Raw genomic sequence first — 13,787 nt, forward strand, 5'->3', positions numbered from 1 at the left:
GACTGTGCTCAATATGATATTTTAAGCCTTAAAGTATCGCTGTATTCGAAATCATCACATCGTGAATTTGTTCTCAGAATGTGACAGCAAAGATACAATTAACACATAATTATAAATGATGTAGTAAATAAAATTGTAGTTTAGTATTATGCAAAGTTTTGAAGTGATTAAGGGCAAGCTGGAAGGCTTTATTAGGCGATACTACACCAATGAATTGCTTAAAGGTGCCATTTTATTTTTTGCTATTGGGCTGCTTTATTTTTTAATCACCCTTTTTGTGGAACATGTGCTTTGGTTAAACACTAAAGCGCGTACAGTTTTGTTCTGGTTATTTGTGGCGGTTGAATTAGGTTTGCTGGTCAAATTTATCTTTTTGCCATTGGCCAAATTATTAAAGTTGAAAGACGGGATTAATTATGAAGATGCCTCCCGAATTATTGGCAACCATTTTCCTGAGGTAAGCGATAAACTTTTAAACGTACTTCAGCTGAAAGGTAGTTCAAATCAATCGGATTTATTGCTGGCAAGTATTGAACAAAAATCTATTGAGTTAAAACCAATTCCTTTTAAACTAGCTGTTAATTTTAAACAGAATGTTAAGTATCTAAAGTATGCAGCCATCCCGATTTTAATAATTCTGGTAACCTTAATAACCGATAATTTAAATTGGTTTAGTAATAGTTACGATAGGGTAGTGCATTACAAAACAGCTTACGAACCTCCTGCGCCTTTTCAGTTTTTTGTAGTAAACGAAAATCTTGAGACTGTAGAGAACAAAGACTTCAAATTAAAGGTTAAAACACAGGGAGAGCTTATTCCAGAAACCGTACAAATTGAGTATAATAACGAAACTTATTTTTTACACCACACAGGAGTAGGTGAGTTTGAATACGTGTTTACCCAACCTAAGTCTGAAATAGAATTTAATTTAACGGCTAACGAGGTCACATCTAAAACCTATGCTTTAAGCATTATTGATGCGCCCACATTGTTGGGCTTCGATATGGTTTTAGATTATCCCAACTACACAAAAAAACGTAACGAAACATTAAAGAGTACAGGTAATGCATTAGTTCCAGAAGGTACTCGGGTGACATGGAAACTCAACACAAAAGCTACCGATTTTGTAACTATCTATTCTCAAGACACTGTAAAGTTAAGCACTAAAGATAATGGGGTGTTTTCTAGCTCCAAAAGAATTCTAAGACCGTTTAACTATAGCTTTAGCACTAGCAATAATAACCTTCAGGATTATGAAAACTTATCGTTTAGGATAGACGTTGTAAAGGACCAATATCCAGAACTGAATGTTAAAATGCAGATAGATAGTTTAGACCAACAAACGCTTTACTTTTTTGGTCAGGCCAGCGACGATTATGGTTTCAATAAATTGCAGTTGGTGTATTACCCTGCGAACAATGAAGCAGACAAGCAATATAAGCGTCTTGAGATTTCTAATTCCAACATCATGGAATTTATTAGCGCTTTTCCAAATAATTTAAGCATCAAGGAAGGTGTGCAATACAATTTATATTTTCAAGTATTTGATAATGATGTAGTTAACTCCTATAAAGGCGTAAAGAGTAACACCTTTTTTTACAGAAAACGTACAAAAGAGGAAGAAGTTAATAAACAGTTACAAGAACAGAGTAAAACCATCAATAACTTGAATAAATCATTAAAGAAGTTTGATGAACAAAACAAGAGTTTAGAAGAAATTACCAAAACGCAAAAGGAAAAGCCAAGTCTTAGTTTTAATGATAAGAAGAAGTTAGAATCATTTCTAAAGCGCCAGAAGCAACAAGATGAGATGATGAAAAACTTCAATAAAAAACTAATGGATAACCTTGAGAATCTAGATCAGGAAAATACTCGAGATGATGAATTTAAAAAAGACCTGAAAAAACGTTTAAAAGAGAACGAAGCACAGTTACAGAAAGATGAAAAGCTCTTAGAAGAACTAGAGAAGCTCAAGGAAAAAATAAGTAAAGAAGATTTAGTAAACAAGTTAGAAGAACTGGCCAAACAAAACAAAAATAAGAAACGCAGCTTACAACAATTACTTGAATTAACGAAGCGCTACTATGTAGAGCAGAAGCTAAATAAGTTGGCAGATGACTTGAAAAATATAGCTGACGACCAGGAGCAACTTTCCAAAGAGTCTAATGATAAAAACACCAAAGAAAAACAAGAGGAGCTGAATGAAGATTTTAACAATTTTACCAAAGAACTTGAAGACTTAAAAAAGGATAGTGATGCGCTTAAAAAACCCATAGATATCCCACAGGATAAATTAGAAGAGAATGAAATAAAAAGGGAACAGCAAAAAGCTTCCGAAGAATTACAGAAGGAAGCCGGAAAACAAGAAAATAGTGAAGGGAATCAGGATGGTCAAAACGAGAATCAGAACTCTCAAAATGCCAAATCCAGCCAAAAGAAATCCGCAAAGAAAATGAAACAAATGGCTGCTAAAATGCAACAGACTATGCAGGCCAATGGCGGAGAGCAAATGCAAGAAGATATGGAAATGCTGAGACAGGTTTTAGATAATTTGGTATTGTTTTCTTTTGATGAAGAGGCACTTATGAACAACTTTAAGTCTATAGATGTAGATCATAGCAAGTACGCTTCCTATTTACGTAAGCAGCATACCCTTAAAGAGCATTTTGAGCATGTAGATGATAGTTTGTTCGCCTTGTCGCTTCGTCAACCAAAACTATCCGAAAAAGTAAATAAAGAAATCACCGAAGTTTATTTCAACGTAGATAAGGCTATCGATTTATTGGCAGAGAATCAAATATATCAAGGTGTTTCCAACCAGCAATTCGCAATTACAGCAGCCAATAATTTGGCAGATTTCTTAAGCGACATTCTCGACAATATGCAAGAAAGTATGAGTATGTCTGCCGGCCAAGGTCAAGGAGACATGCAGTTACCAGATATTATAATGAGCCAAGAAGAACTGAACAAGATGATGCAAAAGGGTATGAAGCAATCCCAAGAGGAAAAACAAGGCGATGGTGAGAACAAAAAGGGGGAAGGAAAAAAAGAACAGGGAGAAGGCCAAGACAAAAAAGGTAAAGACGGGCAACAAAAAGAAGGCGAAGGTGAAGGAAACAGTGAAGAGTTAAATGGCATGTTATTTGAGATTTATCAAAGGCAACAAGAATTAAAACAAGCGCTCCAAGATAAAATAGCTAAGGAAGGATTAGGCTATAAAGGTGATAAGTTGGTAAGGGATATGGAAGACATAGAATTAGAATTATTAAACAAAGGATTCACCAATAGAGTGCTTCAAAAAATGATGGAGTTAAAACATCAATTACTTAAATTAGAAAACGCGTCACAAGAACAAGGAGAGGATGATAAAAGAGAGTCCAAAACCAATACTGATAATTTCAATAACAACCCGAACAATCAAATACCAACGGCTAAATCGTATTTCAATACTATTGAAATATTAGACAAACAAGCCCTACCTTTGCACCAAATTTACAGGAAGAAAGTTCAAGAGTATTTCAAACAGATTAATGATTAATTTCAATTACGAAACAGTGTTTAGTTTAACCGATGAAAAGGTTATCTCAAACTGGATTTTATCGACTATTAAAGCTGAAGGATTCAAAATAGAGGAGGTAAATTATGTATTCTGTGATGACGAGTATCTACACAAATTGAACGTGGAATTCCTTAACCACGACACCCTCACAGATATTATTAGTTTCGACTACACCGTTGGTAAAATTATACAGGGAGACATCTTTATTTCTATTGAAAGGGTTGCCGATAATGCTAAAGATTTTGGTGTAACTTTTCAAGAGGAACTGACCAGGGTTATCATTCACGGCATACTACATTATTGTGGTTACAAAGACAAGACTGAAGATGATGCTAAAGCCATGAGAAACAAAGAAAACTACTATTTAAATCAACTTAGCTAGAGTCAAGATTTCGGCTTATATTTGCAACCTATTAGAAACGTGTTCCACGTGGAACATCTTAATAAGAAGTAGGTATGTTTAACGAAGTTTATGATGTAATTGTTGTTGGAGGCGGTCACGCCGGTAGCGAAGCCGCTGCTGCTGCTGCAAACATGGGAAGCAAGACTTTGTTGGTTACAATGAATCTTCAAAACATTGCCCAAATGTCGTGCAACCCTGCTATGGGAGGTATTGCTAAAGGGCAAATTGTACGCGAAATAGATGCTTTAGGTGGTTATAGCGGTATTGTTTCTGACACCTCTGCTATTCAGTTTAAAATGCTAAATAAATCTAAGGGACCTGCCATGTGGAGCCCCAGGGTACAGAGCGATAGAATGCGTTTCGCTGAAGACTGGAGAATGCTTTTGGAACAAACAGAAAACTTAGATTTCTACCAAGAAATGGTTTCAGGTTTGTTGATTGAAGGCAATAAAATTGTAGGCGTTAAAACATCATTGGGTGTTGAGGTAAAAGCGAAATCGGTCGTTTTGACCAATGGAACTTTCTTAAACGGATTAATACATATTGGTGATAAGAATTTTGGAGGCGGAAGAGCAGGAGAGAAACCGGCAACGGGTATCACTGAACAACTCGTTGATTTAGGTTTTGATTCCGGAAGAATGAAAACAGGGACGCCGCCAAGGGTTGACGGAAGATCGTTGGATTTTTCTAAAATGATTGAACAACCGGGTGATGAAAACCCAGAAAAGTTTTCTTATTTAGACATTACAAAACCGTTGCAAAAACAACGCGCTTGTCACATGTCTTATACAAGCACATTAGTCCATGATTTGCTTCGCGAAGGCTTCGATAGGTCGCCTATGTTTAATGGTAGAATTAAAAGTTTGGGACCAAGATATTGTCCTTCTATAGAAGATAAAATTAATCGTTTTGCAGATAAGGACAGACATCAATTGTTCGTTGAGCCAGAGGGCTGGAGTACCGTAGAATATTATATAAACGGCTTCTCTACTTCGTTACCAGAAGACGTTCAGTTTAAAGCGTTGCGTTCTGTTGTAGGTTTTGAAAACGTGAAATTCTTCAGACCAGGTTATGCTATAGAGTATGATTATTTCCCGCCAACGCAATTAAAACACACCTTAGAAACCAAAATCATAGAGGGTCTTTATTTTGCCGGACAGATTAATGGTACCACAGGCTATGAAGAAGCTGCATCTCAAGGTCTAATGGCGGGTATAAATGCCAGTTTAAAAGTTCAAGAGAAAGAGGCTTTTACTCTTAAAAGAGACGAGGCTTATATTGGTGTTTTAATCGATGACTTAATCACTAAAGGCACAGAAGAGCCATATAGGATGTTTACGTCACGAGCAGAGTATAGAACATTGTTAAGACAAGATAATGCCGATTTAAGGTTAACGCCAAAAGGATATGATTTAGGTTTAGCTTCCGAAAAACGTTTAAGACGTATGGAAGAAAAGCACGAAGCAGCAAAAGAATTTGTGTCCTTTTTTCAAACCACAAGTGTTAAACCCGAAGAAATAAACCCCATATTAGAATCTAAAAACTCTTCTCCTGTAAAACAATCTGGAAAGTTATTTAAGGTGTTTGCAAGACCTAATATCGAAATGGAAGATATTAGAAAAGTTGAAAGTGTGGAGTCTTACATTCAAGATAATAATTTGGATAGGGAAGTGGTAGAGCAAACCTATATTCAGGTAAAATATGCAGGTTATATTGCTAAGGAAAAGAATAATGCCGACAAATTAAATAGATTGGAGTATGTGAAAATCCCTGAAAATTTTGACTATTCTAAAATTAAATCTATGAGTTTTGAAGCAAGGGAAAAACTTAAAAAAATACAGCCTACAACCGTGTCTCAAGCATCAAGAATTAGCGGAGTTTCACCAAATGATATTTCTGTTTTGTTAGTTTACATGGGGCGATAAATTTTAGTGTTCCACGTGGAACACTAAATCATATTAATAGATGAGAAATAAAAACACCCTGCCAATTAATCAAAAAACAAAACCTTTCATTTGTTTTAATTCTACCATCCAAAGTTTAATAGTATTCGTTTTATTGAGTCTTTCGGTGTTTTTTGGTTTTGCTCAACATCATCATAATCACGATGGTCTTCACCATTGGGAAATTCCGAGTAAAGACCCAGATCGAATCATGCTAACATTTTATGGTGATGCTTCTACAACTAGAGCTGTTACTTGGCGCACAGATGTGAGCATAACTAAAGCAGTTGCTCAAATTGCTGAGGCAACCGTCAATTCCAAGTTTACCAAGAACGCTATTAATGTAGATGCAGTTACCGAACCTTTTAATTTAGGATTGTATAAAGGCAATAATTCTCTTATTGTCAATTACCATAGTGTTGTATTTAAAGGTCTTAAACCAGATAAAATTTATGCTTACAGAGTGGGTGATGGCAAATCGCATTGGTCTGAGTGGATTCAGTTTCGCACAGCAAAAGTAGGTTATGCACCCACACAATTTGTATATTTTGGTGATGCTCAAAATGATGTTTTGGCACATTGGTCACGTGTGATTCGTAAAGCATATCAAACAGCTCCCAACGCCTCATTTGTCATTCATGCAGGAGATCTAATTAATAAAGCGCATAGAGATTTTGAGTGGGCACAATGGTATAAAGCAGGAGGTTTCATTCATAGTCAGTGGACGGCCATTCCTGTTGTTGGAAATCATGAGTTTTTATCCTTAAAAAAAGGTGAGCCTAGAAAACTTTCCATACAGTGGCGTCCTCAGTTTACGCTTCCGGTTGAAAAAGATTTAAACGCCGATTTACACGAAACAGTTTATACGGTAGATTACCAAGATGTTCGAATTATAGTTTTGAACTCTAACAATAAATTGGAAGCCCAAACCAAATACATTGAAAAGCAATTACAGAATTGTACGGCTAAATGGAAAATAATTACCTGCCATCATTCTGTTTTCTCTCCAGCAAAGGGACGTGATTTTAAATTCGCACGTGAGCATTGGAAACCTTTACTTGATAAATATAATGTAGACTTGGTGTTAAACGGACATGATCATACTTATGCTAGAGGTCATGTACCAATCAGAACCACTTCAGGAAAACAAACCAATAGTCTAGGGACTATCTATGTCACTTCTGTAAGCGGACCAAAACAATATGAAGTGGATCCCAAACAATTGAAAACTTATGCCGCTGAGGGTTACCAAATGGATATTACTGCGGAGCAAACGCAATTCTATCAGGTGATAACAATTGAAGACAATAAGCTAAGCTATGTGGCTTATACCGCTTTGGGTGAAGTTTACGATAGTGCTGTTATTTCTAAAAATTTCAAAGCAGGTAAGAAGAAACTTTTAAAACGAGGTAAAAAGTAATTTTTCCAAGTATTATTAAACAAGTGTTTTAAATGAATAACGATGATGTTATTTTAACAGTTAAGGATTACTCGGTTTCGGGTGAGTCATTTCAATTGGTAGAAAATCCAGAATACGGTTTTTTAGAAACCAAACCTCAACCTTCTAAGGATAAATTACCAGCGTATTATCAAAGTGAAGATTATATTTCCCATACAGACGCCAAACGTAATCTGTTTGAAAAGATTTACCACAGTGTCCGCGTATTTGCCCTTGAAAAGAAATTGGGTCTCATTAATTCTTTTAATTCTGAAAATAAAAATCTTTTGGACGTTGGATGTGGGACAGGAGATTTTTTAATGGCGGCTAAAGAAAATGGATGGACAGTTTCTGGGATTGAACCAAATGAACAAGCTAGGGAAATTGCAAATAAAAAAACTAACAACTCCGTTTTTGAGACCAATGCTCTTTTAAAATTTGAAGTATCCAGTTTTGATGTCATAACCCTTTGGCATGTTTTAGAACATTTAACTGATTTAGAAGAACAAATTGAAATTTTTAGAAAAATTTTAAAACCTAATGGTATTATTGTAGTTGCTGTTCCAAATTATTATAGTTTTGATGCAAAGCACTATAAAAAGTTTTGGGCGGCTTATGATGTACCAAGACATTTATGGCATTTTAATAAAACGTCGATTAAAAAACTGTTTTCTAAATTTTCGTTGGATTTAATTAAAATCAAACCCATGTGGTTCGATGCATTTTATGTTAGCCTACTTTCGGAAAAGTATAAAACAGGAACAATGAATCCCGTTAAAGGATTTTGGTTTGGTTTGCTTTCAAACTTAAAATCTTTAAGAACAAAAGAGGCTTCTTCATTAATTTATATCCTAAAAAACACAAAAAATTAAAAACAAGGCGGTTTCATTTAGCTTTAGCATAGATTTTGTACAAATACACATGCGGTTTTCAAAAACCTCTTAAAACGCTTTATTTAAACCACAAACTAATAATTTAAAACAATACTTATTTTTATTTCTATAAATTTTGTTTATATTAAAAAAATAGGAATATTTTAAATCTCTATGGGCTTGGTAAATTTACAAAAGAAAAAAATTCATGTACATTTGTCCGAATTCAAAAATTGAAGAATTTATTATATCGATTTAAGAATTCAGATTTTTAAAATTTCAGAATTAAAAACTTTAAAAACAGATGAAACATATTTTTTACATCATTGTCTTAGTACTAACTTTTACATCTTGTCAAGAACAAGCAAAAATTGGCTATGTAGATAATTCTACACTTATTAATGAAATCCAGGAAAAAAAGGATTTAGAAACCAAGATAAAAGGTAAGCAAGACACATTTAATAAAAAGCGCGATAGTATTTCGCAAGCATACAGTTTAGATGCTCAGGCTACAGAATTAAAGTTGAGTAAATTATCTAGGCAAAAGCAACAAGAGGGTAGTGTGGAGTTTCAAAAGAAGTGGGGATTGGTAAATCAACAAATGCAATTCGAAGAGCAACAGTTAACCCAACTGTATCAATCTGAAATCGATTCTTTAATTAACAAGGTTAAAGGCTTTGTTAAAGACTACGGAAAAACTAATGGTTATACCTATATTTTAGGTACAAGTGACGGTGCTTCGTCTGTACTTTATGGAACCGATGAGAATAATTTAACTCAAATTATTTTAGAAGCTATAGATGCCGAATACAAAAAATAAAACAATATAAAATACTTGTAATCAGTAATTTAAACCCTGTTAATATAATATTAACAGGGTTTTTTGGTTGAAATAATTTGGTTAATAAAACTTATTTTTTTGATCCAATGCAACCCTTCGTTTTTTTGTTTGTCAATAAAAGTGATAATCAAAAAAACGAACAGTATGAAATATACTTTATTAGGTTTAGGCCTATTATTCTCATCTTTAATATGTGCTCAAAATTACACAATAAGAGGCAAGGTTAAAGACGCCAAAAACGGCGAAACCCTCATGGGTGCCACAGTATTTTTAAAAGGAACAAGTAGTGGTGCTGTTACTAATAATTACGGGTTTTATTCACTTACGGCAAGCCATGGAAATTACACCCTAATTGTGTCCTACATGGGCTATCAGGACATTACTAAAGAGGTTAACCTTAACGAAAATCTAGAACTTAATTTTGAATTACAAGAGCTTTCTCAAACACTAGAGGAAGTTATAATAACAGCAGAAGAACCTGAGCAAATTAGTGTAAAAAAACCACAGATGAGTGTGTCTAAGCTCAACGCTTCTACTATCAAGCAAATGCCAGCCGTACTTGGTGAGGTAGATGTTATTAAATCTATTCAAATGCTGCCTGGTGTTACCAATAATGGCGAAGGCGCTCCAGGATTTAATGTTAGAGGAGGAGCTGTAGACCAAAACTTAGTTTTATTGGACGAGGCTATTATTTACAATACCTCGCATTTCTTTGGGTTCTTTTCGGTGTTTAACAACGATGCTATTAAAGATGTTAAGCTCTACAAAGGTGACATTCCTGCTAATTTTGGAGGCAGGGTGTCTTCTGTTTTAGACGTGCATCAAAAAGATGGTAACAGTAAAGAATTCGAATTGAGTGGAGGTATAGGTTTGATTTCAAGTAGGTTAACGGCAGAGGCACCATTATTTAAAGACAAAGGTTCCTTTTTAATTGCTGGTCGATCGTCTTACGCACATCTTTTAATGAAAAGTATTGAAGAGGTAAAAGATGATAAAATTTCTTTTTACGACCTTAACCTTAAAACGAATTACAACATAAATAAAAATAACAAGATTTACCTATCGGGTTATTTTGGACGCGATGTTTTCGACATTAATAGTTTTATAAGAACCAACTACGGAAATGCTTCAGGAAACTTACGTTGGAATCACATTTTTAACGATAAGTTGTTTTCTAATTTATCATTGATTTATAGCAAATATGATTACCAAATTATATTAGATTTTGTGAAATTAGATTGGGATGCCGATATCACAAATTACAATCTTAAATATGACTTTAAGTACTACTTGAACAATAATTTAAAACTGGATTTTGGCTTTAGTAGTATCCTCTATAACCTTAATCCGGGTGAAGTAAAACCGACCTCAGCTTCTTCACCAATAAATTTTTTAAAGCTGGATGAAAAAAGAGCATTGGAAAGCGGCATTTATGTGAGTGCCGAACATAAAATCACCGATAAATTTACCGCGCAATACGGGCTTAGATTGAGTAGATTTAACCGTTTGGGCGGTGTAAATATCACGAATTATCAAGATAATAAACCTGTAGTTTACAATAGCGCTTTAGGTATTTATGAAACAGGTACAGCGATTGGTGAAACTGCTTTTAAAAAGAATGAAAGTATTAAAACCTTCAATAATTTAGAGCCTAGATTGGGGCTATCATATCAGTTAAACGAATCGTCATCGTTAAAGGCGAGTTATACAAGGTCGGCGCAATATTTGCACTTGCTTTCAAATACCACTTCGGTGACTCCTTTAGATGTTTGGACTCCCAGTGGAGCGTTTATAGAGCCGCAGTTATCTAACCAATATGCCATAGGCTATTACAGGAACTTTAAGAATAAAAAGTATTCTCTGGAATTAGAAGCCTATTATAAGAATGTTGATAATAGAATTGATTATATAGATGGTTCAGATTTAATAGGGAATAACAATATAGAAACCGAGATACTAAATGGGGAATCTAGAGCCTACGGACTTGAATTTCTATTAAGAAAGAACAAAGGAAAATTAACCGGTTGGTTGGCCTATACCTTATCTAAATCCGAACAAAGAACTCCCGGCGGCATTGCCGGAGGGTCTGGGATAAATAATGGTGACTGGTACAATACACCTTACGATAGAACACACGATGTGTCTCTAACGGGTATCTACAAGCTAAACAACAAGTGGAGTTTTAGTGCCAATGCGGTTTTCCAAACAGGTAGACCAGTTACGTATCCTGATAGCCAATATGAATATGAAGGCCTATCAATAGCTAGTTTTAGCGACCGTAATGCGAGCCGTCTCCCTGCTTATCACAGGTTAGATTTATCAGCAACATACAAGCCCAAAAAGAATTTAAACCGAAAACTTCAAGGGGAATGGGTATTTGGTATTTATAACGTTTATAACCGAAGAAATGCCGCTTCAATTTCCTTCCTTCAAAATCAAGATACAGGTTTAAATGAGGCCACTAGATTATCCGTTTTTGGAGCCATTCCGTCAATTACTTACAACTTTAAATTTTAAACAGATGAAAACCTATATAAAATCAATTGCACTTTTACTGTTAGTCATTACCACGGCTTGCGAAGATGTTATAGATGTTACCGTTCCAACGGCTTCACCAAGACTTGTTGTTCAAGCGTCTTTAGACTGGCAAAAAGGGACCGATGGAAGCAATCAAGAAATCAAATTAAGCACATCAACGCCTTATTTTGATACTAATAGAACAAGTCCAGTGAATACTGCCATAGTAACCGTTACAAATAAAGATAACGGCGTAGTTTATAATTTCGCGAACCAGAATGATGGCACGTATGCCGTCACTAATTTTGAACCTGTTATTGGCCATACTTACGAACTAGAAATACTCTATAATAACGAGCGTTATTCGGCAACTGAAACCTTTATTTCGGTTTCACCCATAAACCGTGTGGAACAATCTGTTGAAGGTGGTTTCGACGAAGAACTTTTAGATGTTTCCATCTTCTGGAATGACCCTGTAGGTATAGAGAACTACTATCTTATTAGGTTTATTGAATCAGGCGACGTAGTACCTATTTATGAAGATTATCCCGATGAATTCGTAGATGGCAATGAGCTGGACACCTTTTTTGAAAAAGAGGATGACGACGACGATTCTTCTGCGGAATTTAACCCCGGCGATGTTGTAGAAATTAGCCTTTACGGGATTTCAAAACAGTACGATAATTATATAAGTCTACTCATTGAGCAGTACGATAGTGCCGGCGACCCATTTAGTACTATTCCAGGGCAATTAAGGGGCAATTGTATTAATATAGACAACTCAGATAACTATGCTTTTGGTTACTTCAGGTTATCGGAATATGATACCGTAACCTATACCTTTCAATAATTGAACACATTTTTGGTTCAAAACAAAAATCAAAATGGATCCATTAAATAAAAACATTATGAAAACAATACACGTTATTTATATGGTTTTTGCTTTCACAATCTTGCTTAGCTCGTGTTCTGTGGAAAGCATTAAAGCATCGAATACCATAATTACAGAAGAACGAACCTTAACGAACTTTAGCGAAGTACAAATATCCAATGATATCGAAGTTGTAATTAAAAAAGGTACAGAGCATTCGGTTAAAATAACAACTAGCGATAATATAATAGAACAAGTACGCACTAGGGTGGAAAACGGTAGGTTAATCGCAAGCCTTTCTGGAAATATAAGGAGGTTACATGAGCTTAAGTTAGACATTGTGATGCCCAATCTTACCAGCTTAGAACTATTGGCAGATAGTTATGGTGTATGTTCTGGTTTTGAGAACTTAGAAACATTACAGGTAAAGGTATCCAGTGATGCATTCATAAGGTTAACGGGGTCTGCAAATAGCGTTAATATTGATGCCAGTAGCGACGCAAAAATTGAAGGTTTTAATTTTATCGCTAATACCTGTAATGTTAATTGTTCATCAGATGCATCGGTGGCAATTCATTGTTTAGAAGAATTACAAGGCAATGTATCGAGCGATGCTGTGGTGTTTTATAAAGGCAACCCCATAGTTAATGTTTCCACAAGTAGCGATGGGGCTGTAATTAACACGAATTAAACGTTCTTGTTTTATAATAATTGTAACTTTCGTGCAACCCTTTTAATTTTCTATTGTCTATAAAAATAGAAACATAAAGCATAACCGATTCCACAATATAGTGTAGTGACTAACCAAGTAGTATTCACACATAAAGATTTTGTCGAAAAAAGCAAATTAGGCGACCGACAAGCGCAATACAAACTGTATTCACTTTACGTGAATGGTATGTTTAATGTGTGTATTAGAATGGTGAAATCTAAAGAGGATGCCGAAGATATTTTGCAAGATAGTTTTATAGAGGCTTTTAAAAATCTAAATAGTTTTCGTTACGAGAGCACTTTTGGGTCTTGGCTAAAGCGTATAGTTATTAATAAAAGTATTAATCATTTAAAGTTAAAGCGCATTCCTCTGGTTGCTGTAGACGATTTTCAGAATAATACCCCAGAGCCAGAGGAAGATACAGACATTACCGATGAGCATCTTAACGTAGATGCGATTATCGCAGCCATAAAACAACTGCCTGCAGGGTACCAGACCATTATCAATTTATATTTAATTGAAGGTTACGATCATGTTGAGATCGGAGAAATTTTAGGAATTAGTAGTTCTACTTCAAAATCTCAATATCATAGAGCAAAAAAGAAATTAATAGCATTGATGAATTGATTGC

At 35.0% G+C, this 13,787-nt stretch carries 10 protein-coding genes; all 10 read left to right on the plus strand.

Translation table 11 applies throughout. The features are described 5' to 3' along the window. Positions 1-148 precede the first annotated feature (148 nt). The 10 genes from M0214_RS06095 (at position 149) to M0214_RS06140 (ending at position 13,783) form a co-directional block, all read left to right on the plus strand. Positions 149-3,538: a DUF4175 family protein gene (locus tag M0214_RS06095; protein WP_248724579.1), complete on the plus strand. Its 3,390-nt coding sequence runs from the start codon at positions 149-151 to the stop codon at positions 3,536-3,538. Next, positions 3,531-3,941, plus strand: a complete 411-nt coding sequence (gene ybeY / locus M0214_RS06100) for an rRNA maturation RNase YbeY (protein ID WP_248724580.1) — start codon at positions 3,531-3,533, stop codon at positions 3,939-3,941. Before M0214_RS06095 ends, ybeY begins: the two co-directional genes overlap by 8 nt. 74 nt (positions 3,942-4,015) lie before the next feature. Continuing rightward, positions 4,016-5,887 (plus strand): tRNA uridine-5-carboxymethylaminomethyl(34) synthesis enzyme MnmG, encoded by a 1,872-nt coding sequence (mnmG, locus tag M0214_RS06105; RefSeq protein ID WP_248724581.1) that lies wholly within the window; start codon positions 4,016-4,018, stop codon positions 5,885-5,887. Between the two features lie 40 nt (positions 5,888-5,927). Continuing rightward, complete coding sequence (locus M0214_RS06110; RefSeq protein ID WP_248724582.1) at positions 5,928-7,325, plus strand: metallophosphoesterase family protein; 1,398 nt, start codon at positions 5,928-5,930, stop codon at positions 7,323-7,325. Positions 7,326-7,357: 32 nt separating this feature from the next. Next, a complete protein-coding gene (locus M0214_RS06115; protein ID WP_248724583.1) occupies positions 7,358-8,215 on the plus strand; it encodes a bifunctional 2-polyprenyl-6-hydroxyphenol methylase/3-demethylubiquinol 3-O-methyltransferase UbiG in 858 nt (285 codons plus the stop codon). Between the two features lie 304 nt (positions 8,216-8,519). Next, positions 8,520-9,035, plus strand: coding sequence for an OmpH family outer membrane protein (locus M0214_RS06120; protein WP_248724584.1), 516 nt, complete (start codon positions 8,520-8,522; stop codon positions 9,033-9,035). Positions 9,036-9,200: 165 nt separating this feature from the next. Beyond that, the gene (locus M0214_RS06125) at positions 9,201-11,573 is read left to right on the plus strand and encodes a TonB-dependent receptor (protein WP_248724585.1); all 2,373 of its coding nucleotides are present in this window, start codon (positions 9,201-9,203) and stop codon (positions 11,571-11,573) included. A gap of 4 nt (positions 11,574-11,577) precedes the next feature. Next, positions 11,578-12,423, plus strand: coding sequence for a DUF4249 domain-containing protein (locus M0214_RS06130; protein WP_248724586.1), 846 nt, complete (start codon positions 11,578-11,580; stop codon positions 12,421-12,423). A 58-nt stretch (positions 12,424-12,481) separates the two neighbouring features. Then, the gene (locus M0214_RS06135; RefSeq protein WP_248724587.1) at positions 12,482-13,135 is read left to right on the plus strand and encodes a GIN domain-containing protein; all 654 of its coding nucleotides are present in this window, start codon (positions 12,482-12,484) and stop codon (positions 13,133-13,135) included. Between the two features lie 105 nt (positions 13,136-13,240). Continuing rightward, positions 13,241-13,783: an RNA polymerase sigma factor gene (locus tag M0214_RS06140; protein WP_248724588.1), complete on the plus strand. Its 543-nt coding sequence runs from the start codon at positions 13,241-13,243 to the stop codon at positions 13,781-13,783. The last annotated feature ends 4 nt before the right edge of the window (positions 13,784-13,787 follow it).

The sequence above is a fragment of the Seonamhaeicola sp. ML3 genome, from assembly GCF_023273855.1.
Taxonomy (GTDB): domain Bacteria; phylum Bacteroidota; class Bacteroidia; order Flavobacteriales; family Flavobacteriaceae; genus Seonamhaeicola.

Excerpts from the sequence above, each read along its gene's own strand:
- M0214_RS06095 (WP_248724579.1), top strand. The coding sequence starts at position 149 with ATGCAAAGTTTTGAAGTGATTAAGGGCAAGCTGGAAGGCTTTATTAGG.
- ybeY (WP_248724580.1), top strand. The coding sequence starts at position 3,531 with ATGATTAATTTCAATTACGAAACAGTGTTTAGTTTAACCGATGAAAAG.
- mnmG (WP_248724581.1), top strand. The coding sequence starts at position 4,016 with ATGTTTAACGAAGTTTATGATGTAATTGTTGTTGGAGGCGGTCACGCC.
- M0214_RS06110 (WP_248724582.1), top strand. The coding sequence starts at position 5,928 with ATGAGAAATAAAAACACCCTGCCAATTAATCAAAAAACAAAACCTTTC.
- M0214_RS06115 (WP_248724583.1), top strand. The coding sequence starts at position 7,358 with ATGAATAACGATGATGTTATTTTAACAGTTAAGGATTACTCGGTTTCG.
- M0214_RS06120 (WP_248724584.1), top strand. The coding sequence starts at position 8,520 with ATGAAACATATTTTTTACATCATTGTCTTAGTACTAACTTTTACATCT.
- M0214_RS06125 (WP_248724585.1), top strand. The coding sequence starts at position 9,201 with ATGAAATATACTTTATTAGGTTTAGGCCTATTATTCTCATCTTTAATA.
- M0214_RS06130 (WP_248724586.1), top strand. The coding sequence starts at position 11,578 with ATGAAAACCTATATAAAATCAATTGCACTTTTACTGTTAGTCATTACC.
- M0214_RS06135 (WP_248724587.1), top strand. The coding sequence starts at position 12,482 with ATGAAAACAATACACGTTATTTATATGGTTTTTGCTTTCACAATCTTG.